Raw genomic sequence first — 19231 nt, 5'->3', positions numbered from 1 at the left:
GGCCGGGGAGGGGGTGACCTACTGGCCGGTACGGAGTAGTAACGTCGTCGGGACGGTGACCGGTGCACCCATTCCGGCACACCGGCCCGTTGACCAGCAGCTCGCTGGGCCACCAGTTCGCTGGGCGACCCCCAGCACCACCGAAGGGCAACTGAGTGAGTGACATCGCGCGCGTCGGAGTGATCGGCTGCGGCCTGATGGGGTCGGGCATCGCGGAGGTCTTCGCCCGGGCCGGGCTGGACGTCCTGGTGGCGGAGGCCAGCGGCGAGGCGCTGGAGTTCGGCCGCACCCGGCTGACCAACTCCCTGGACACGGCGGTCAAGCGCGGCAAGCTGAGCCCGGAGCTGCGGGACGAGGCGCTGGCCCGGCTGACCTTCACCGTGGACCTGTCCGACTTCGCCGACCGCGACCTGGTGGTCGAGGCGGTCGCCGAGCGCGAGGACATCAAGGTAAAGATCTTCCAGACCCTGGACCAGGTGGTCGAGCGCCGGGACGCGATCCTCGCCTCCAACACCTCGTCGATCCCGATCGTGAAGCTGGCCGCCGCCACCTCCCGCCCCGAGCAGGTGATCGGCCTGCACTTCTTCAACCCGGCGCCGGTGCAGAAGCTGGTCGAGGTCATCCCGACGCTGACCACCTCGGCGGTGACCACGGAGCGGGTCGAGGCCTTCGCCTCCCAGGAGCTCGGCAAGGAGCCGATCCGCGCCCGCGACCGGGCCGGCTTCGTGGTCAACGCGCTGCTGGTGCCCTACCTGCTGTCCGCGGTGCGGATGTTCGAGTCGGGTGTGGCCACCGCCTCCGACATCGACAAGGGCATGGAGGCCGGCTGCGCCCACCCGATGGGCCCTCTGCGGCTGTGCGACCTGATCGGCCTGGACACCATCGTCTCGATCGCCGAGTCGATGTACGACGAGTACAAGGAGCCGCTGTACGCGGCTCCCCCGCTGCTCTCCCGGATGGTCGACGCGGGCCTGCTGGGCCGCAAGTCCGGCCGCGGCTTCTACGACTACACCGCGAGCGCCTGAGCACCGGCCGGTGGACGGCGGCGGGGCCCGGGAGCGATGTGCCGCTCCCGGGCCCCGCTTGGCGTTCCGTCAGCTGTTGATGGCGTAACTGTCGCCGTAGACCTTCCACTTGAGCGGCGGGTTGAGGTCGAAGTTCTTCGCGTTGAGGAAGACCGACTGCTCGGTGTCGACCCGGCTGGTGTCGGAGTGGGCCTGCTCCTTCTTCATGACCACCTTGCGGGCGTCCAGGAAGGCCTTGAGGTAGGTGGCCTCGTCACCACCCTGGGCGGGGGTCTTGGCCTTCTTCAGGGCGGCGGCGCGGATGCCGCCGAAGCTGTCCGAGCTGTTGCCGGGGCCGTGCATGACGATGGCGTCGTAGTAGGCGAACTGTCCGAGCGCGCGCAGGCCGTCGGACTTGGCCTGGTTGACGGCGGGGTTGAAGTACACCCGGTCGCGCTCGTCGTTCTGGGCCTGCTGGAAGACCGTGTCCTTGGCGGCGGCGGCCCAGTCGTTGACGAAGGGGGTGCCGAGGCCGGCGTGCGAGGCGCTGCCGTTGACCTTCTTCAGGGCCGGCAGGTACTTGGCGAGGACGTTGCCCGGCTTGAGGTCGGTGTAGTGCTGGACGAGGTCCAGCATGTCGCCGGTGCCGGAGCAGAAGCCGATGATGCCGCCGGTGTAGCCGCGCCCGTCGCCGATGTCCTCGATGTACTTGTACTGGGCCTTCCAGTCCAGCGAGGAGTTCTCCGCGCTGGACACCAGCTGCATCGCGATGTCCTTCTTGTGCGGGTCGTCCAGCCCGACTCCCTTGAGCTGGACGGACGTCGCGGACGGCGGCGCGGCGGTGGCGGCGCCGGCGGCCGCGACCGTGAGGGGGGCGGCCACCAGGGCGGCGGCGAGGGCGATGCGGAGGGCATGGTGGTGCTGGGGACGCATACGATGCTCCGTTTCCTCGGGGGGTTAGGAAACTTTCCTAACGAGAATTAAGGCCCTCCTTCCCTGTCCCCGCAAGGGTTTTGACAAAGTCTCTTCAAGGCTCTTCAAAGACGCAGGTCAGACCACAGGCCCAGGGGGCGGGCCCCGGGCAACGCGAAGGGCCCCGTCCGGACCGAGGTCCGGACGGGGCCCTGGGGCCTGACGGGATCAGGCGCCGCGCAGCACCGCGCCGGTGCGGGCGACGGCCTCGGCGACGGCCGCCTCGCGGGCGGCGGTCGCCTCGTCGGCGGTCAGCGTGCGGTCCGCGGCGCGGAAGCGCAGCGCGTACGCCAGCGACTTGCGGCCCTCGCCGACCTGCTCGCCGGTGAAGACGTCGAACAGCCGGATGGCCTCCAGCAGTTCGCCCGCGCCGGAGCGCAGCGCGGCCTCCACGTCGGCGGCCGGAACGGCGGCGTCGACGATCAGCGCGACGTCCTGGGTGGCCACCGGGAAGCCGGAGACCGCAGGGCCGTTGACCTTCTCGGCGCCGTCCGCGGTGAGCAGGTCGACGTCGATCTCCATCGCGCTGGTGCGGGCCGGCAGGCCGAGCGCCTTGACGACGCGCGGGTGCAGCTCACCGGCGTGGCCGACCACCCGGTCGGTGCCGGTGACGACCAGCTCGGCGCAGCGGCCCGGGTGCCACGGCGCCCGCTGCCCCTGCCGGACGGTCAGCTCGACGCCGGCCGCGCGGGCCACCGTACGGGCCGCCTCGACGGCGTCCGCCCAGGACGCCACGGCGCCCTGGCCCCACCAGCCGGACGGCAGCCGCTCACCCGCGAGGGCGACGGCGACCCGGCGCGGCTGGTCCGGCAGCGCGGCGTCCAGCGCGGCCAGCTCCTCGGCGCTCGGCCGGCGGTCGACGGCCGGACGCGGGGCCACGGACAGCTCGTCCTTGGGCAGGAAGACGGTGCCGGTCTCGTAGATCGCCAGGTCGGTGTTGCCGCGGCCGACGTTGCGGCGCAGCGAGCCGAGCAGGCCCGGCAGCAGCGTGGTGCGCAGCGCCGGCTCCTCGTCGTTGAGCGGGTTGACCAGCTTGACGGTGCGCCGGCGCCGGTCGTCCGGCTCCAGGCCGAGCGCCTCGAAGGCGCTCTCGCCGAGGAACGGGTAGTTGTTGACCTCGACGTAACCGGCCCCGGCCAGCGCGACGCCGATCCGGCGGTGGACGCGCTGGGCCTCGGTCAGGCCCTTGCCCGGGGGCACGTTGGGCATCCGGGCGGGGACGTTGTCGTAGCCCTCCAGCCGGATGACCTCCTCCGCGAGGTCGTACGGGTCGGTGAGGTCGGGGCGCCAGGTCGGCGGGGTGACCTCCAGGACGTCGGCGCCGGCGACCGAGCAGCCGATCTCCTGCAGGCGCCGGGTCACGGTCTCGCGGCCGTACGCGGTGCCGGCGACCCGGTCGGGCAGGTCGGCGGAGATGGTGATGGTGCGCACCGGGTGCGGGGCGGCGATGTCGGTGACCCCGGCCTCGGCGGTGCCGCCGGCGATCAGGACCAGCAGGTCGACGGCGCGCTGGGCGGCGGCGCGGGCGGCCTCCGGGTCGACGCCGCGCTCGAAGCGCTTGGACGCCTCGGAGGGCAGCTTGTGCCGCTTGGCGGCGCGGGCGACGGCGACCGGCTCGAAGTGCGCCGCCTCGATGATCACCTCGGTGGTGCCCGGGCCGGCGGCCGGGTCGAGGATCTCGGTGGAGGCACCGCCCATGACGCCGGCCAGGCCGATCGGGCCGCTGTTGTCGCAGATCAGCAGGTCCTCGGCGGAGAGCTTGCGCTGCACGCCGTCGAGGGTGGTGAGGCTCTCGCCCTGCTCCGCCCGGCGGACCGTGATCGGGCCGCTCACGCGCTGCTTGTCGTAGGCGTGCAGCGGCTGGCCGACCTCCAGCATCACGTAGTTGGTGATGTCGACGGTCAGCGAGATCGGGCGGATGCCGGCCTTCTGGAGGCGGCGCTGCAGCCAGATCGGGGACTTGGCGGTCGGGTCGATGCCGACGACCGTGCGGGCCACGAAACGGTCGCACCCGGCCGGGTCGTTGACCTTGACCAGGTAGCCGAAGGAGTTGGCCGGCGGCACGTCGAGCAGCGCCGGGTCGGCCAGCGGCAGCCCGTACGCGGCGGCGGCCTCGCGGGCGACGCCGCGCAGCGACAGGCAGTAGCCGCGGTCCGGGGTGACGGCGATGTCCAGCACCTCGTCGACCAGCTGGAGCAGCTCGATCGCGTCGGTGCCGGGCTCGAACTCCGGCGGGAGCACGATGATGCCGTCGTGGTCGTCGCCCATGCCGAGCTCGCGGGCCGAGCAGATCATGCCGGCCGAGGTGCGGCCGTAGGTCTGGCGGGCCGCGATCGGGAAGGGGCCGGGCAGCACGGCGCCCGGGAGCACCACGACGACCTTGTCGCCGACGGCGAAGTTGGTGGCGCCGCAGACGATCTCCTGCGGCTCGCCGGTGCCGTTGGCGTCGCCGACGTTGACGAGGCAGTGCCGGATCGGCTTCTTGAAGCCGGTCAGCTGCTCGATGGAGAGCACCTCGCCGACGACCAGCGGGCCCTTGAGGTCGCCGCCGAGCTGCTCGACGGTCTCGACCTCCAGGCCGGCCCGGACCAGGCGCTCCGCCACGTCACGGCCGGTCTCGCCGGCCGGCAGGTCGACGTACTCACGCAGCCAGGAAAGCGGGACGCGCATCAGATCTCCATCCCGAACGGGAGGGTGAAGCGCACGTCACCCTCGACCATGTCGCGCATGTCGGCGACGTTGTGACGATTCATCAGGATCCGCTCCAGGCCCAGGCCGAAGGCGAACCCGCTGTAGCGGTTGGGGTCGACGCCGCAGGCGACCAGCACGCGCGGGTTGACCACGCCGCAGCCGCCGAGCTCGATCCAGCCCTCGGAGGAGCAGGTCCGGCAGGGGCGGTCCGGGTTGCCGACGCTCTCGCCGCGGCACACGAAGCACTGCAGGTCGATCTCGGCGCTCGGCTCGGTGAACGGGAAGTACGAGGGGCGCCAGCGCAGCTCCAGGCCGCCGCCGATCAGCTTCTCGACCAGCACCTCGATGGTGCCCTTGAGGTCGGCGAAGGTGATGCCCTCGTCCACCGCGAGGCCCTCGACCTGGCGGAACACCGGGGTGTGCGTGGCGTCCAGCTCGTCGGTGCGGTAGACGCGGCCGGGGCAGACCACGTAGACCGGGGGCTCGCGGTCGAGCAGGGTGCGGGCCTGGACCGGGGAGGTCTGGGTGCGCATCACCACGCCGGAGTCGGCGGAGCCGTCCGGGGCCTGTACGAAGAAGGTGTCCTGCATCGAGCGGGCCGGGTGGTCCGGGCCCAGGTTGAGGGCGTCGAAGTTCAGCCACTCGGCCTCGGCCTCGGGGCCCTCGGCGACCTGGTAGCCCATCGCGACGAAGGTGTCCTCGATGCGCTCGGCCAGGGTGGTCAGCGGGTGCCGGGCGCCGCGCGGGGCACGGTCGTACGGCAGCGTGACGTCCACCGCCTCCTCGACCAGCACGCGGGCGTCGCGCTCCGCCTCCAGCTCGGCCTGCCGCTTGGCGAGGGCCTTGTTGACGGCGCCGCGAGCCTGGCCGATCAGCTTGCCGGCGGCGGCCTTGGCGTGCGGGGGCAGGGCGCCGATCTCGCGGTTGGCGAGGGAGAGCGCGGAACGGTCGCCGGTGTGGGCGACCTTGGCCTCCTTCAGCTCGTCGAGCGTGCTGGCGGCGGCGAAGGCGGCGACGGCCTCGTCCCGCGCCTGCTCCACCACCTCGGGCTTGAGGGCCTCGACCTCGACCGGGTCGTACGACTTGTTGGGTGCCGACATCTCTATCTTCCCGTGCTCCTGCTCGTCCGTGCTCAGGTAAGGGTGGCTCTCCCCTGCGGTACGCCCGGCGTGGCCGGGGCACGGGCAGCCGTTCTCCGTACGACGGGGAAGAGGGGTGTCCGCGGCTCAGCCGCACAGGGCGTCCCACAACGCCAAAGGTCGAGTGTAGTCGCAGCGCGTAGCGCGGCTGCCTGGAAGCCCGTCCAGCGGGACCGCGGAGCATGCGTTCATGCTCCTTCAGAGCATGCCCCGCTCGTCGTCATGCTCCTTCAGAGCATGCTCTGCTTGTCGTTCATGCTCCTTCAGAGCATGCTCTGCTTGTCGTTCATGCTCCTTCAGAGCATGAAGTCCGGAACGCTGGCGGGCAGGATAAATCGGAACCGGGCGCCGCCGCAGGGCGCCCGGTCGACCCGGATCGAGCCGCCGTGGGCCTCCACGATGCCCTTGACGATGTACAGGCCCAGGCCGGTGCCGCCGCGCTTGGAACCGCGCCAGAAGCGGGTGAAGACGCGCGGCATCGACTCCTCGGGGATGCCGCTTCCTTCGTCGCTCACGGTGACCGCGGTTCCTTCCACGATGCGGGGAGGGGTGCCCGAGCGCTCCCAGAGGGGCGCCTCGACGACCTCCTTGGCCGGTGCCACCTCGATCGTGACAGTTCCCTCGCCGTGGCGCACCGCGTTTTCCAGCAGGTTGGCCAGCACCTGGTCGACCTTGTCCGGGTCGGCCCACAGGACGGTCAGCGGCTCGCTGATCCGGACGTCGAAGCGCTCCTCGGGGATGCCGGTGGCGACCTTGCGCTCGACGTGCCGGCGCACCGCGGCGGCCAGGTCGACCACCTGCTTGCGCAGTTCCAGCCGGCCGGCGTCGATCCGGGAGATGTCCAGCAGTTCGGCGATCAGCCGGGTGACCCGGTCGGCGTCGGCGTCCACCGTCTCCAGCATCAGCCGCTTCTGCCCGTCGGTGAACCGCTCCCACTTGGCCAGCAGCGTCGCCGTGAAGCCCTTGACGCTGGTGAGCGGCGAGCGCAGCTCGTGGGCGACGGTGGCGATCAGCTCGGCGTGGCTGCGCTCGGTGCGGCGCCGGGCCTCGGTGCCGCGCAGCGCGATCACCACCCGCTGCGGCGGCCCCAGCGGCACGTCCCGGACGTACCGGGCGGAGACCAGCACCTCGCGGCCGCCGGGCAGCAGCAGGTTGCGCTCCGGCTGGCCGGTGCGGGTGGCCAGGCCGCCGTACGGGTCGGTCAGCTGCCACCAGCGGCGGCCGTCCAGGTCCTCCAGCGGGAGGACGTCCTCCAGCCCGCTGCCGAGCGCGGCCTCCGGGGGCAGGCCGGTGAGCCGGGCCGCGGCCCGGTTGAAGCAGACCACCCGGCCCAGCGCATCGGCGACCACCAGGCCGTCCGGTAGGTCGTCCGGGTCGAGCTCTGGCCCGCTGCCGACCATGGGTGTCCTCCCCGATTACCCACCGTGCCGTTCCCCCCACAGAGGCAGACCCTAGCGCCTCGCAGCCCCCTGTAGTAGGCCCTCGGCCGGTGGCGCCGGGAGCGTGCGGGTCAGGCGTTCGAGCGGCAGCCGCCGGGCGAGCGCTGCGCCCGGGCCGAGGCGTACAGGCAGACGGCCGCGGCGGTGGCCAGGTTGAGGCTCTCGGCGTGCCCGTGGATCGGGACGCGCACGACCTCGTCGGCCAGCGCGCGGGTCTCCTCCGGAAGCCCCCAGGCCTCGTTGCCGAACACCCACGCGCCGGGCGCGCCCAGGGTGCCCTCGTCGAGCTCCTGGTCCAGGTCGCGCTCCCCCGCGCCGTCCGCGGCGAGCACCCGGACCCCGGCCGCGCGCAGCTGCGCGACGGCCTCCTCGACCGGTACGCCGACCGCCACCGGCAGGTGGAACAGGCTGCCGACGGAGGCCCGGACGGCCTTCGGGTTGTACAGGTCCACCGAGGCGTCGGTGAGCACCACGGCGTCCGCGCCGGCCGCGTCGGCGGTGCGCAGCACGGTGCCGGCGTTGCCGGGGTCGCGGACGTGGGCGAGGACCGCGACGAGCTTGGGGCGGGCCTTGAGCACCTCGGCGAACGGGGTGTCGATGAAGCGGCAGAGCGCCACGATGCCCTGCGGGGTCACCGTGTCGCAGATGTCGGCGATCACCTCGTCGGTGGCGGTCAGCACCGGCAGCCCCTCGGCCAGGGTCGCCTCGACGATGGCGGCGTGCCGCTCGGCGGCCTCCGGGGTCACGTACACCTCGACCACGGCGTGCTCGGCCGAGCCCGGCAGCTGGCCGAAGGCGACGGCCTCCCGGACGGCCTGCGGGCCCTCGACCAGGAAGCGGCGCTCCTTGGTGCGCTGGTTCCGCTTGGCGAGCCGGCGGGCGGCGACGACGCGCGGCGAGCGCAGGGAGGTGAGCAGGGGGGTGTCGGTGCTCGGCATGGTCTCGTTCTCTGTGGCGGGCGGCGCTGAAGATCCGGGGAAACGCAGAACCGGACCCGCAGGGAGCCTGCGGGTCCGGTCGGAGCTCGACTGATCTCGGAAGATCAGGCGGCGTCGGCGGCAGCCTTGGGGGCGTTCACGTCGGCCGGCAGCGCCTTCTGGGCGACCTCGACCAGCGACGCGAACGCGCCCGGGTCGTTGACGGCCAGGTCGGCCAGCATCTTGCGGTCGATCTCGACGCTGGCGGCCTTCAGGCCCTGCACGAAGCGGTTGTAGGTGATGCCGTTGGCACGGGCCGCAGCGTTGATGCGCTGGATCCACAGCTGACGGAAGTCGCCCTTGCGCTTCTTGCGGTCGTTGAAGTTGTAGACCAGCGAGTGGGTGACCTGCTCCTTGGCCTTGCGGTACAGGCGCGAGCGCTGGCCACGGTAGCCGCTGGCGCGCTCCAGGATGACCCGGCGCTTCTTGTGGGCGTTGACTGCCCGCTTGACGCGTGCCACTTGATTACTCCTTGGGTTGGACCACGGACTACTTCACGTGGTCCGTCATTCGAATGGGTCGGGAAGGATCAGCTGACCCGCTCACGGCTCGCACCGGGCGGGAGGGCGATCACTTGCCGAGAAGCTTCTTGATCTTCTTGGCGTCAGCGGGGGCCAGCTCGACGGTCCCGGCCAGCTTGCGGGTCAGCGTCGAGGGCTTGTGCTCCAGGAGGTGGCGGCGGCCGGCGCGCTCGCGGAGCACCTTGCCAGAGCCACTGATCTTGAAGCGCTTGCTGGCGCCACTGTGCGTCTTCTGCTTCGGCATTTCGCCGTATCTCCTCGTCGGTCCCGTCCGCGCCCGCGCGGCCTGCGCCACGCGGGCGTGAACTGGATGGATCTGTGTGACCGGGCGGGGCGCCCCGTCACCTTGGGGCCGGTCTCCCGGGCCGCCCTGGCCGGTGAAGGCTCAGGCGCCCTGGGAGGCGGCCGGCTGCTCGACCGGAGCGTCGGCCTCGACGGCCGGTGCCTCGGCCGGGGCGTCCTGTGCCTCGGTCGCCTCGTCGTCGGCGACCTCGTCGTCGACCAGCAGGTCGTCGTCCACCAGGTCGTCGTCCGCGGCGGCGTCGGAGCCGGGGGTACGGCCCTGACGCTCGGCCTTGCGGGCGTCGGCGAGGGCGCGGGCCTCGGCCATCGCCTCGGTCTTCTTCTTGTGCGGGCCAAGAACCATGATCATGTTTCGGCCGTCCTGCTTCGGCGACGACTCGATGAAGCCCAGGTCCTGGACGTCGTCGGCGAGCCGCTGCAGCAGGCGGAAGCCCAGCTCGGGGCGGGACTGCTCACGACCACGGAACATGATCGTGATCTTGACCTTGTCGCCCTGCTTGAGGAACCGGACGACGTGACCCTTCTTGGTGTCATAGTCGTGCGGGTCGATCTTCGGCCGGAGCTTCATCTCCTTGATGACCGTGTGCGCCTGGTTCTTGCGCGCCTCACGGGCCTTCATGGCCGACTCGTACTTGAACTTGCCGTAGTCCATGAGCTTGCACACCGGCGGCCGGGCGGTCGCCGCGACCTCGACCAGGTCGAGGTCGTACTCCTGCGCGAGCTCCAGCGCCTTGGCAAGCGGCACGATGCCGACCTGCTCGCCGCTGGGACCGACGAGTCGCACCTCCGGGACGCGAATCCGGTCGTTGATGCGGGGCTCGGTGCTGATGGGGCCTCCTCGGTTGCACCTTCTGCGATGCGGCCGTCGGACGGCGGACGCACGTAGTGGACTCGACCACTGGGCGGGGCTTCATTCGTGCTGCGCTGCCCGGCACCTGTTCGGCACCGTGTGCACCGCGACACGAAAAAAGCCCCGCTCGGTACAAGCGGGGCTCCACACAATCCGGGGGCAACACCCTGGTGAGGAGCGCTGCTGCGACTCGGCGCCGTGGCGCCCGTCGCGGACCGGGACCCGTCGACCCTGAGGTCGACCAGGTGGGAGACTTTCGCGGTTGCCCTCTCGGGCCTCCTGGGTGGAGCCTCCTCTTGCTGGCCAGGTGCCCATACGGGATCCCGGCCGGTCAGTCTCGAAGCATACAGCGCTGCGGAGTCGAACGCTATTCCGCCCCACCTCACCACCTTTGTCCGCCTCCGGAAGGGCCCTTGTACGCTCCAGGGGTACGGACACCGGCACGACGGAACGAGCCCCCCTTGAGCAGCGAGCCCACCAAGACCCCCGGCGCGGACGACGACGCGATCGGCTTCGACGACCTCACCCGGGACATCGCCGAGGTCCCGGCCGTCGAGGTGATCACCACCGTCGCGGTGCACCTGATGAGCGCCGCCGCGGTCAAGTGCGGCCTGGCCGAGGGCGGGGACAAGGACAAGGACCTCGACGAGGCCCGCAAGCTGATCACCGCGCTGGCCGGACTGGTCACCGCCGGCGCCCCGGAGATCAGCAACTTCCACGCGGCGCCCCTGCGGGACGGCCTGCGCTCGCTGCAGCTGGCCTTCCGCGAGGCCTCCATCGTCCCGGACGCGCCGGGCACGGGCCCGGGCGAGAAGTTCACCGGGCCGGTCTACTCCTGACCCGGACGCGACCCGGGGGCGGTGCGTCACGCGACGCACCGCCCCCGACGCACTTCCTACGGCTCCCCACCGCTCCCTACCGCCTGTAGAGCGGTTCCCCCGGCAGCTCCGCGCTCGCCGGCAGCACCGCGAGGTCCAGCCCCCGGTCCAGCCGCACCCGCAGCACCGGGTCGGCGGCCACCGCCCGCCCGACCCGCTGCACGGCAGCCTGCAGCCCGTCCTGGTCCAGCGCCGGGTCGAACACCACCGCGAGCACCCCGTCCGAGCCCTCCGAGGCCGCCAGCAGCCCGGTGAGCACCTGCGGCTCGGCCGCCAGCAGCCCGCGGACCGCCTCGCGCACCTCCGGGTCCCGGACCGGCGGCAGGAACGGGCGGTTCTCCGCGAGCGCCCGCAGCCGGGCGCCGCTCAGCTGGAAGGGCACCGGCCCGGCCGGGTCGACCAGCAGGGTGTCGGCGCGCTCGGAGAAGGCCACCATCGCGGCCTGCGGGGCCGCCGTCGGCGCCGGGCGGGCGTCGGCACGCCAGCGGGCGAGCGAGTCGAGCGAGGTGAAGGCCGGCAGCGCGCGGCGCCCGTCCGGGGCCTCCAGCACCGGGACGGCCATGTCGCTGGTCTTCTCGTGCTGGTGCCCGTGCTCGTCCACCTCGACCTCGCCGAGGATCGCGACGATCGGGACCATCAGCCGGGTGGGGGTCAGCGCCGCCAGCACCTCCGGCTCGGCCGCGCGGTCCTGCGACCAGCGGGCGAGGGCCTCGGCGAGCGCCGGGTCTGCGGTGCCGTCGTCGTCGGAGAAGCCGGGGTTCGGGATGCCCTTGCCGACGAACGCCGGGTTGGAGAAGTCTTTGCGGTCCACCCGCCCGACCCTATGCCACCGCGCGCGAGCCGCCCCATTTGCCCGCACGCGGGGCCTACCCACCGGTAGTGCGGTGTGGCACCCTGCGCCCATGGTGATCCTCGACGCACCCGCGACCGCTCCCGCTCCGGTCTCCGACCGCCTCCGGTACGACCGGGCCACCGCGCACCTGGACGGTCCGGTGGCCGTCGTCGACCTCGCCGCCTTCGACGCCAACGCCGCCGACCTGGTGCGCCGGGCCGCCGGCAAGCCGATCCGGGTGGCCAGCAAGTCGGTGCGCTGCCGGGCGCTGCTGGAACGCGCGCTGGCCGTGGACGGCTTCGCCGGGGTGATGAGCTACACCCTCGACGAGTCGCTCTGGCTGGCCCGCACCGGCGTGCGCGACGTCCTGCTCGCCTACCCCTCCGCCGACCGGGCCGGGTACACCGAGCTGACCGCCGATCCGGCGCTCGCCCGCGAGGTCACCGTCGTCCTCGACGACCCCGCCCAGCTGGACCTGATCGACAAGGCCCGCGGCGGCGACGCCGAGGTGCGGGTCTGCCTGGAGCTGGACACCGCGCTGCACCTGCTCGGCGGGCGGGTCCGGGTGGGCGCCCGGCGCTCCCCGCTGCGCACCCCCGAGGACCTCGGCGCCTTCGCCGAACTCGTCCAGCACCGCCGGGGCTTCCGGGTGGTCGGCCTGATGGCCTACGAGGGGCACGTCGCCGGGGTGGGCGACCAGGTGCCCGGCCGGCCGCTGCGCTCGCAGCTGATCCGGCTGATGCAGGCCAGGGCCAGGACCGAACTGGCCGAGCGGCGGGCGGCCGCGGTCCGGCGGCTGCGGCGGGTGGCCGAGCTGGAGTTCGTCAACGGCGGCGGCACCGGCAGCGTGGAGTCCACCGTGGCCGAGCGCGCGGTCACCGAGGTCGCGGCCGGCTCCGGGCTCTACCTGCCCCGGCTGTTCGACAACTACCGCTCGTTCCACGGCCGTCCGGCCGCGCTGTTCGGCCAGCCGGTGGTGCGCCGCCCCGGCGTCGGCGTGGTGACGGTGCTCGGCGGCGGCTACCCCGCCTCCGGCGCGGCCGGCCCGGACCGCTCGCCGGTGCCGTACCTGCCGCAGGGGCTGCGCTACGACCCGATGGAGGGCGCCGGGGAGGTGCAGACCCCGCTGCTCGGCGCGGCCGCGGACGACCTGCTGATCGGCGACCGGGTCTGGTTCCGGCACGCCAAGGCGGGCGAACTGTGCGAGCGCTTCGCCGAACTGCACCTGATCGAGGGTGATCGGATCGTCCGGACCGTCCCGACGTACCGGGGCGAGGGGAAGGCGTTCCTGTGACCGGTCGGCGGCCGGCGGCGGCCTGACCGTCCGAACGGCCGTCCGACGACCTTTCCGGAGCCTTAAGCGGGCCCGATGGAACGCCTAACCCGGCCGTTCCGTCGGGCCTTTGCCCTGTTCGGGGGCCTACAGTCCGTCAGAAAGCGTGGCACGCGCGACTATTGCCAGCTGGTCCAGACCAATCATACGCTCTGGCCAGGGGTCCGCGGTCCGGGCCGGCGGCCCCCGAACGGGCAGGCGTGTCCGCTCCCCCACACCCGCCCGGAACGACGGTCAAGGAGTCCCCACCCCATGTCCATCAAGCGAAGTGCCCTGTCCGTCGGCGCGGTCGGCGCCGCGGCCCTCGCGGTGGCCGTTTCCACCGCAGGCACCGCCAGCGCCCACGGCACCATGACCAACCCGGTCAGCCGGGTCGCCGCCTGCTACGCCGAGGGCCCCGAGCACCCGGTGTCCCAGGTCTGCAAGGACCTCGTCGCCGCGAGCGGCACCCAGCCGCTGTACGACTGGAACGAGGTGAACATCGCCAACGCGGCCGGCAACCACCAGGCGCTGATCCCGGACGGCAAGCTCTGCTCGGCCAACCGCGACAAGTACCAGGCCCTGGACTGGCCGCGCACCGACTGGCCGGCCACCGCGGTCAAGGCGGGCGCCTTCACCTTCCAGTTCCGCACCACCGCGCCGCACGTGGGCACCCAGACCGTCTACATCACCAAGCCGGGCTACGACGCCACCAAGCCGCTGAAGTGGTCGGACCTCGACCCGACGCCGGTCGCCCAGGTGCAGGTCGACCGCACCGCCACCAACGGCTTCTACACCTACGCCGGCACCCTGCCGCAGCGCACCGGCCGCCAGCTGCTGTACACGGTCTGGCAGCGCAGCGACAGCCCGGAGGCGTTCTACAGCTGCTCCGACGTCGACTTCGGCGCGGCCACCGCGGCCGGTGCCCCGGCGGTTCCGGCGCTCGCCGCGCAGGCCCCGGCCGCGCCCAGCGACGCGCAGATCGCGGCCGACGCGCCCAAGTCCACGGTCGCCCACCACGGCCACGGCGGCGACCCCAACTCCCCGGCCGGCGCCGTGATCCCGACCGCCACCGCGGCCGTCGGCACGTCGGCCACCGGCCCGCTGCTGCTGGCCGGCGCCGCCGCGATCAGCGTCGGCTGGGCCGGCATGGTGCTCCGGCGCCGTCGCATCGAGGCTGTTCGACGCGACTCCTGACGCCGGACGCGGGGCCGGGGCGGCCAAACCCCCGTCCGGCCCGGTTCCGCGGCTCCACCCCGTGTGAGGAGCGGGTGGCTCAGGTGCTGGTGCCGCCGGTCCCAGCGGCACCACCGCCGGGAACGCCACCGGTGGCGCCGCCGGGAAGCCCGCCGCCCGGGATGGACGGCAGCTTGCCCTTGAAGTCGGCGATGCCGTTGACGATGGTGTCCATCAGGCCGAGGTCCGGCGCCTTGTCGGCGATGTCGAAGCCGAAGTGCACGGAGACCAGCGTCTTGCCGTCGGTGGACGGGAAGACCACCGTCTGCACGTAGCCGTTGTTGCCCTTCGGAGCGTCGACCTTCCAGCGGACCAGGTAGCCGTCCTGGCCGTTGACCTTGACCGCCTCGGACTTCAGCTCCTGGTGCCCGGTGATGGCGCCGTACGAGTCCTTGGCCGCCTTCTCGATGTCGGCCTTGGCGGCGGCCTGGGCGTCGGTGCCGCCGCCGCCGATCCGGCCGGTGGTCACCCCGCCGAGGGTGCACGATTCGCTGCCGTCCGGGCAGGTGTAGGCGCCGACCGTGAGCGCGGCGTAGCCGTCGCTGGTGTAGCCGCCCTGCCAGCCGGAGGGGACGGGCAGGGTGAGCCCGTTCACCAGGTCGATCGCGTTCCCGCCGCCGGGCCTGGTCTTGCCGCTGCCGCCGTTCCCGTTCCCGCCGGGCCCGCCGTTGCCGCCGGTCCCGCCGTTGCCACCGGTCCCGTTGCTGCCGTCGCCGCTGCCGCCGTTGTTGCCGTTGCCGTTCCCGTTGTTGCCGTTGCCGTTCCCGCCGTTCCCGTTGCCACCGAGGCCCGGGAAGCCGTTCCAGGGGCCGTTCTCGCCGTTCGGCACGGCCTGCCGGGCACTGCGCTGCGGGCGGTTGTCGCTGTGGCCGTCCATCGCCAGGTAGGTGATCCCGGAGCCGGTGCCCAGGCCGAGCAGCGCCGCGACCGTGGCGGCGATCACCATCGGGGACGGCCGGCGCCGGGGCTTGCGCGGCGGCGGTGCCTCGGAGCCGTAGGCGGTACCGAAGGGCGGCGGCTCCGGGTAGCGGACGGTCGGCCCGCTGTCCAGCACCTCGCCCTGCAGCACCGTGGGCTCGTCGGCCGACCCCGGCCCCGGAGCCCCGGCCGCCGGGGGCACCGGCTCCGGGGCGTCCGAGGGTGCGGGCCGGGTGCTGGCCGTCCAACCCCTGCCGTCCCACCAGCGCTGCGGCCTCGGGTCGCCGCCGGTGTCCTTCGGGTCCGGGTACCACCCGGCGGGAATCTGCTCGCTCACAACAGAGAATCTAAAGGCACGCGGATAAACGCGAAATCAGCGCGACCTCGAATTCCGGTGGCTTTCGATGAGATTACGGTGAGAAGGGGCACGTCGGGCACGCTCAGGACTGTCGCGCCCGCCCGGGGCTACAGCGGGGTCACGTAGGCGCCCGAGATGCCGCCGTCCACCAGGAACTCGCTCGCCGTGATGAAGGACGAGTCGTCGCTCGCCAGGAAGGCCACCGCGGCGGCGATCTCCTCGGCCCGGGCGAACCGGCCCAACGGGATGTGCACCAGCCGGCGGGCCGCCCGCTCCGGGTCCGTGGCGAACAGCTCCCGCAGCAGCGGGGTGTCCACCGGCCCCGGTGACAGCGCGTTCACCCGGATCCCCTCCCGGGCGAACTGCACGCCCAGTTCCCGGGACATGGCCAGCACCCCGCCCTTGGAGGCGGTGTACGAGATCTGCGAGGTGGCCGCGCCCATCCGGGCCACGAAGCTGGCCGTGTTGATGATCGAGCCCCGCCCGTGCCGCCGCATGTACGGCAGCGCGGCCTTGCAGCACAGGAACACCGAGGTCAGGTTGACCTCCTGGACCTTGCGCCAGGCGTCCAGGCCGGTGGTCAGGATCGAGTCGTCCTCCGGCGGCGAGATGCCCGCGTTGTTGAACGCGACGTCCACGCTCCCGTACGTCTCGTACGCCTCGTCGAACAGCGCCTCGACCATGTACGGGTCGGTGACGTCGGTGTGCACGAACAGGCCGCCGACCTCCTTCGCGGCCGCCCGCCCGGACTGCTCGTCCACGTCCGCGCAGACCACCTTCGCGCCCTCCGAGGCGAGCCGGCGGGCCGCCGCCAGGCCGATCCCGCTGCCGGCGCCGGTGATCACGGCGGTGCGGCCGACCAGGCGGCGGCACACCGGTGCGTCGTTCTCCGTCATCGGCTTCTACTCCTCGCTGTGGATGAAGACGTTCTTGGTCTCGGTGAAGTGGCGCAGCGCGTCCGGCCCCAGCTCCCGGCCGACCCCGGACTCGCCGTAACCGCCGAACGGCGTCCAGTACCGCACCGAGGAGTGCGAGTTGACCGACAGGTTGCCCGCCGCGACGCCGCGGGCCAGCCGCAGCGCCCGGCCGAGGTCCCTGGTCCAGATCGAGCCGGACAGGCCGTAGCGGGTGGCGTTGGCCAGCCGCAGCGCGTCCGCCTCGTCGGTGAACGGCAGCACGGCGGCGACCGGGCCGAAGATCTCCTCGGTGACCGCCGGCACCTCCGGGTCGGTCGGCGCGATCACCGTCGGCGGGTACCAGTAGCCGGGCCCGTCCGGCACCGCGCCGCGGGCCAGCACCGGCAGGTCCGGGGTGACGTAGGAGGCGACCCGGCGCACCTGGGCGGCCGAGATCAGCGGGCCCAGCCGGGTCTCCGGGTCCGCCGGGTCGCCGGTGCGCAGCGCCTCGACGGCGGGCAGCAGCAGCGCCAGGAAGTCGTCGTACACCTCCCGCTGGACCAGGATCCGGCTGCGCGCGCAGCAGTCCTGGCCGCTGTTGTCGGCGAAGGACATCGGGTCCGCGGCGCGGGCCAGGTCGGCGTCGGCGAAGACGATGCTGGGGCTCTTGCCGCCCAGCTCCAGGGTGACCCGCTTGGCCCGGGCCGCGCAGCGGGCGGCCACCTCCTTGCCGACCACGGTCGAGCCGGTGAAGACGATCTTGCGGACCGCCGGATGGTCCACCAGGGCCCGGCCGGTCGTCCCGCCCGGGCCCGGCAGCACCTGGAACAGACCCTCCGGCAGCCCTGCCGCCAGGGCGAGTTCGGCCAGCCGCAGTGCGGTGAGCGGGGTCGCCTCGGCGGGCTTGAGCAGGACGGCGTTGCCCGCCGCCAGGGCGGGCGCGAAGCCCCAGGCGGCGATCGGCATCGGGAAGTTCCACGGCGCGATCACCCCGACCACGCCGACCGGCTCGTGGAAGGTCACGTCCAGGCCGCCGGCCACCGGGATCTGGCGGCCGGTCAGGCGTTCCACTCCCCCGGCCGCGTACTCCAGCAGGTCCCGGACGTTGCCGGCCTCCCAGCGGGCGTTGCCCACGGTGTGGCCGGCCTCGCGCACCTCCAGTGCGGCCAGTTCCGGCACGTGCACCTCGACCTGGTCGGCGAACCGGCGCAGCAGCCGGGCCCGTTCGCCCGGTGCCAGCGCCGCCCAGGCCGGCTGGGCCTTCGACGCGCGCTGGACCGCCGCGTCCACCTGCCCCGCGGTGGTGTCCGGGACGGTGGCGAGCACCTCTCCGGTGGCGGGATTGCGGACGGTGCTGACGGTGGGGTCGGTCATCGGCCTCACATCCGTTCGAAGGATCGGTAGCGCTCCCAGTCGGTGACGGTGCCGTCGAAGGCGCACTGCTCCACCCGGGCCATGTTCAGGTAGTGCTCGACCACGTCGTCGCCGAAGGCCACCCGGGCCAGCTCGCTGTCGGCCCACAACTCCGCGGCCTCGCGCAGCGAACCGGGCACCCGGGCGTACTCCTCGACGGCGTAGGCGTTGCCCAGGCACGGCGCCGGCAGCTCCAGCTTCCGCTGCAGCCCGTGCAGGCCGGCCGCGATCATCCCGGCCACCGCCAGGTACGGGTTGACGTCCCCGCCCGGCACCCGGTTCTCCATCCGCAGGCCCGGGCCGTGGCCGACCACCCGGTAGGCGCAGGTCCGGTTGTCCCGGCCCCAGGCCACCGCCGTCGGGGCGAACGAGCCCTGGCGGTAGCGCTTGTAGGAGTTGATGTTCGGCGCGTACAGCAGGCTGAACTCGCGCAGCGCCGTCAGCTGGCCGGCCAGGAAGTGCCGCATGGTGTCGGTCATCCGGCCGTCCCGGTCGGCGAAGGCCGGCGCGCCCACCGCGTCGCGCAGCGACAGGTGGATGTGGCAGCTGTTGCCCTCGCGCTCGTTGTACTTGGCCATGAAGGTCAGCGCGCACCCCTGCTGCGCGGCGATCTCCTTCGCGCCCGTCTTGTAGACGCTGTGCTGGTCGCAGGTGGTCAGCGCGTCCGCGTAGCGGAAGGCGATCTCGTGCTGGCCGAGGTTGCACTCGCCCTTGGCCGACTCCACCACCAGCCCGGCGCCCGCCATCTCGTTGCGGATCCGGGACAGCAGCGGCTCGACCCGGGCGGTGCCCAGCATCGAGTAGTCCACGTTGTACAGGTTCGCCGGCGTCAGGCCGCGGTAACCGCCCAGCCAGGCCTGCTCGTAGGTGTCCCGGAACACCAGGAACTCCAGCTCGGTCCCGATGTCGGCGGCCAGCCCGTACTCCGCCAGGCGCGCGATCTGGTGGCGCAGCAGCTGGCGGGGGGCCGCGTCCACCGGGTGGCCGCCGTGCCGGGCCAGGTCCGCGGTCACCTGCGCGGTGCCCGGCTGCCAGGGGGTCAGCCGCAGGGTGCCGAGGTCGGGGCGCATCGCGAAGTCGCCGTAGCCGGTGGCCCAGGAGGAGAAGGCGTAGCCGTCGACGGTGTTCAGGTCGACGTCCACGGCGAGCAGGTAGTCGCAGGCCTCGGCGCCGTGCTCGACCACCTCGTCCAGGAAGAAGCGGGCGGCGAAGCGCTTGCCCTGCAAGCGCCCCTGCATGTCCGTGAACGCCAGCGCCACGGTGTGGACCTCGCCGGTGTCCACCAGCATGCGCAGTTCGTCCAGGGTCAGCGGCGCCCGGGGCGGCACGCCCGCGGCGGCGTTCTCGGGCATGACGGAACCCTCCACGATCACTCTTCGAGTTCAAGCGGTCACAGCGAACCGTACGGCCTGCGGCGGACGGCGCGGAAGAGGGCGGGCAGGTGTGGCGCGCCGACATGCGTGGTTGACGGGGGATCAGGCGGTGCGGGTGG

At 72.9% G+C, this 19231-nt stretch carries 17 protein-coding genes; 4 read left to right on the top strand and 13 right to left on the bottom strand.

What is annotated here, in order from left to right:
* The first annotated feature begins 155 nt into the window (after window positions 1-155).
* Window positions 156-1025 carry a 3-hydroxybutyryl-CoA dehydrogenase gene (locus tag ACIO9K_RS14400; RefSeq protein ID WP_363583810.1) on the top strand — a complete coding sequence of 290 codons (870 nt, stop codon included), beginning with the start codon at window positions 156-158 and terminating at the stop codon, window positions 1023-1025.
* 69 nt (window positions 1026-1094) lie between these two features.
* On the opposite strand, the gene ACIO9K_RS14395 is transcribed toward ACIO9K_RS14400, so the two are convergent.
* From ACIO9K_RS14395 to infC, 8 genes are all read right to left on the bottom strand, one after another.
* Window positions 1095-1937 carry a chitosanase gene (locus ACIO9K_RS14395; RefSeq protein ID WP_363583812.1) on the bottom strand — a complete coding sequence of 281 codons (843 nt, stop codon included), beginning with the start codon at window positions 1935-1937 and terminating at the stop codon, window positions 1095-1097.
* 207 nt (window positions 1938-2144) lie between these two features.
* Window positions 2145-4646 carry a phenylalanine--tRNA ligase subunit beta gene (pheT, locus tag ACIO9K_RS14390; RefSeq protein WP_363583814.1) on the bottom strand — a complete coding sequence of 834 codons (2502 nt, stop codon included), beginning with the start codon at window positions 4644-4646 and terminating at the stop codon, window positions 2145-2147.
* Window positions 4646-5767, bottom strand: coding sequence for a phenylalanine--tRNA ligase subunit alpha (gene pheS / locus ACIO9K_RS14385; RefSeq protein WP_363372880.1), 1122 nt, complete (start codon window positions 5765-5767; stop codon window positions 4646-4648). The genes pheT and pheS overlap by 1 nt, the downstream gene beginning before the upstream one ends.
* Before the next feature lie 335 nt (window positions 5768-6102).
* A complete protein-coding gene (locus tag ACIO9K_RS14380; protein WP_363618183.1) occupies window positions 6103-7206 on the bottom strand; it encodes an ATP-binding protein in 1104 nt (367 codons plus the stop codon).
* 110 nt (window positions 7207-7316) lie between these two features.
* Complete coding sequence (locus ACIO9K_RS14375) at window positions 7317-8183, bottom strand: RNA methyltransferase (protein WP_350877932.1); 867 nt, start codon at window positions 8181-8183, stop codon at window positions 7317-7319.
* 104 nt (window positions 8184-8287) lie between these two features.
* On the bottom strand, window positions 8288-8683 hold the full coding sequence (gene rplT, locus ACIO9K_RS14370) for a 50S ribosomal protein L20 (protein WP_030055649.1): 396 nt from the start codon (window positions 8681-8683) through the stop codon (window positions 8288-8290).
* Window positions 8684-8792: 109 nt separating this feature from the next.
* Window positions 8793-8987, bottom strand: a complete 195-nt coding sequence (gene rpmI, locus ACIO9K_RS14365; protein WP_030055648.1) for a 50S ribosomal protein L35 — start codon at window positions 8985-8987, stop codon at window positions 8793-8795.
* Between the two features lie 141 nt (window positions 8988-9128).
* A complete protein-coding gene (gene infC, locus ACIO9K_RS14360; RefSeq protein WP_363618492.1) occupies window positions 9129-9875 on the bottom strand; it encodes a translation initiation factor IF-3 in 747 nt (248 codons plus the stop codon).
* Between the two features lie 482 nt (window positions 9876-10357).
* Between infC and ACIO9K_RS14355 the strand changes: the two genes are divergently transcribed.
* Window positions 10358-10735 (top strand): DUF1844 domain-containing protein, encoded by a 378-nt coding sequence (locus ACIO9K_RS14355; RefSeq protein WP_350877933.1) that lies wholly within the window; start codon window positions 10358-10360, stop codon window positions 10733-10735.
* 76 nt (window positions 10736-10811) lie between these two features.
* Here ACIO9K_RS14355 and ACIO9K_RS14350 read toward each other — a convergent pair whose 3' ends face one another.
* Window positions 10812-11585 carry an SseB family protein gene (locus ACIO9K_RS14350; protein WP_400329769.1) on the bottom strand — a complete coding sequence of 258 codons (774 nt, stop codon included), beginning with the start codon at window positions 11583-11585 and terminating at the stop codon, window positions 10812-10814.
* Between the two features lie 91 nt (window positions 11586-11676).
* On the opposite strand from ACIO9K_RS14350, the gene ACIO9K_RS14345 reads away from it, so the two are divergent.
* Both ACIO9K_RS14345 and ACIO9K_RS14340 read left to right on the top strand, forming a co-directional pair.
* The gene (locus ACIO9K_RS14345) at window positions 11677-12900 is read left to right on the top strand and encodes an alanine racemase (protein ID WP_363618179.1); all 1224 of its coding nucleotides are present in this window, start codon (window positions 11677-11679) and stop codon (window positions 12898-12900) included.
* A gap of 291 nt (window positions 12901-13191) precedes the next feature.
* Entirely contained in the window at window positions 13192-14115 is a 924-nt protein-coding gene (locus ACIO9K_RS14340; RefSeq protein ID WP_363618177.1) for a lytic polysaccharide monooxygenase, read from the top strand.
* A gap of 79 nt (window positions 14116-14194) precedes the next feature.
* On the opposite strand, the gene ACIO9K_RS14335 is transcribed toward ACIO9K_RS14340, so the two are convergent.
* From ACIO9K_RS14335 to ACIO9K_RS14320, 4 genes are all read right to left on the bottom strand, one after another.
* The gene (locus ACIO9K_RS14335) at window positions 14195-15409 is read right to left on the bottom strand and encodes a DUF2510 domain-containing protein (protein WP_400329764.1); all 1215 of its coding nucleotides are present in this window, start codon (window positions 15407-15409) and stop codon (window positions 14195-14197) included.
* Between the two features lie 128 nt (window positions 15410-15537).
* On the bottom strand, window positions 15538-16326 hold the full coding sequence (locus tag ACIO9K_RS14330; RefSeq protein WP_363583826.1) for a 3-oxoacyl-ACP reductase: 789 nt from the start codon (window positions 16324-16326) through the stop codon (window positions 15538-15540).
* Window positions 16327-16332: 6 nt separating this feature from the next.
* Window positions 16333-17700, bottom strand: a complete 1368-nt coding sequence (locus ACIO9K_RS14325; protein WP_400329761.1) for an aldehyde dehydrogenase family protein — start codon at window positions 17698-17700, stop codon at window positions 16333-16335.
* A gap of 5 nt (window positions 17701-17705) precedes the next feature.
* A complete protein-coding gene (locus ACIO9K_RS14320; RefSeq protein WP_363618173.1) occupies window positions 17706-19091 on the bottom strand; it encodes a glutamine synthetase family protein in 1386 nt (461 codons plus the stop codon).
* Window positions 19092-19231: the final 140 nt, after the last annotated feature.

This window comes from Kitasatospora sp. NPDC087271 (assembly GCF_044744605.1).
Lineage (GTDB): Bacteria > Actinomycetota > Actinomycetes > Streptomycetales > Streptomycetaceae > Kitasatospora.
The sequence above is the reverse complement of the archived record's forward strand: the minus strand, read 5'-3'. Positions and strand labels throughout refer to the sequence as shown.

Excerpts from the sequence above, each read along its gene's own strand:
- ACIO9K_RS14395 (WP_363583812.1), bottom strand. The coding sequence starts at position 1,937 with ATGCGTCCCCAGCACCACCATGCCCTCCGCATCGCCCTCGCCGCCGCC.
- pheT (WP_363583814.1), bottom strand. The coding sequence starts at position 4,646 with ATGCGCGTCCCGCTTTCCTGGCTGCGTGAGTACGTCGACCTGCCGGCC.
- pheS (WP_363372880.1), bottom strand. The coding sequence starts at position 5,767 with ATGTCGGCACCCAACAAGTCGTACGACCCGGTCGAGGTCGAGGCCCTC.
- ACIO9K_RS14380 (WP_363618183.1), bottom strand. The coding sequence starts at position 7,206 with ATGGTCGGCAGCGGGCCAGAGCTCGACCCGGACGACCTACCGGACGGC.
- ACIO9K_RS14375 (WP_350877932.1), bottom strand. The coding sequence starts at position 8,183 with ATGCCGAGCACCGACACCCCCCTGCTCACCTCCCTGCGCTCGCCGCGC.
- rpmI (WP_030055648.1), bottom strand. The coding sequence starts at position 8,987 with ATGCCGAAGCAGAAGACGCACAGTGGCGCCAGCAAGCGCTTCAAGATC.
- ACIO9K_RS14345 (WP_363618179.1), top strand. The coding sequence starts at position 11,677 with ATGGTGATCCTCGACGCACCCGCGACCGCTCCCGCTCCGGTCTCCGAC.
- ACIO9K_RS14340 (WP_363618177.1), top strand. The coding sequence starts at position 13,192 with ATGTCCATCAAGCGAAGTGCCCTGTCCGTCGGCGCGGTCGGCGCCGCG.
- ACIO9K_RS14330 (WP_363583826.1), bottom strand. The coding sequence starts at position 16,326 with ATGACGGAGAACGACGCACCGGTGTGCCGCCGCCTGGTCGGCCGCACC.
- ACIO9K_RS14325 (WP_400329761.1), bottom strand. The coding sequence starts at position 17,700 with ATGACCGACCCCACCGTCAGCACCGTCCGCAATCCCGCCACCGGAGAG.
- ACIO9K_RS14320 (WP_363618173.1), bottom strand. The coding sequence starts at position 19,091 with ATGCCCGAGAACGCCGCCGCGGGCGTGCCGCCCCGGGCGCCGCTGACC.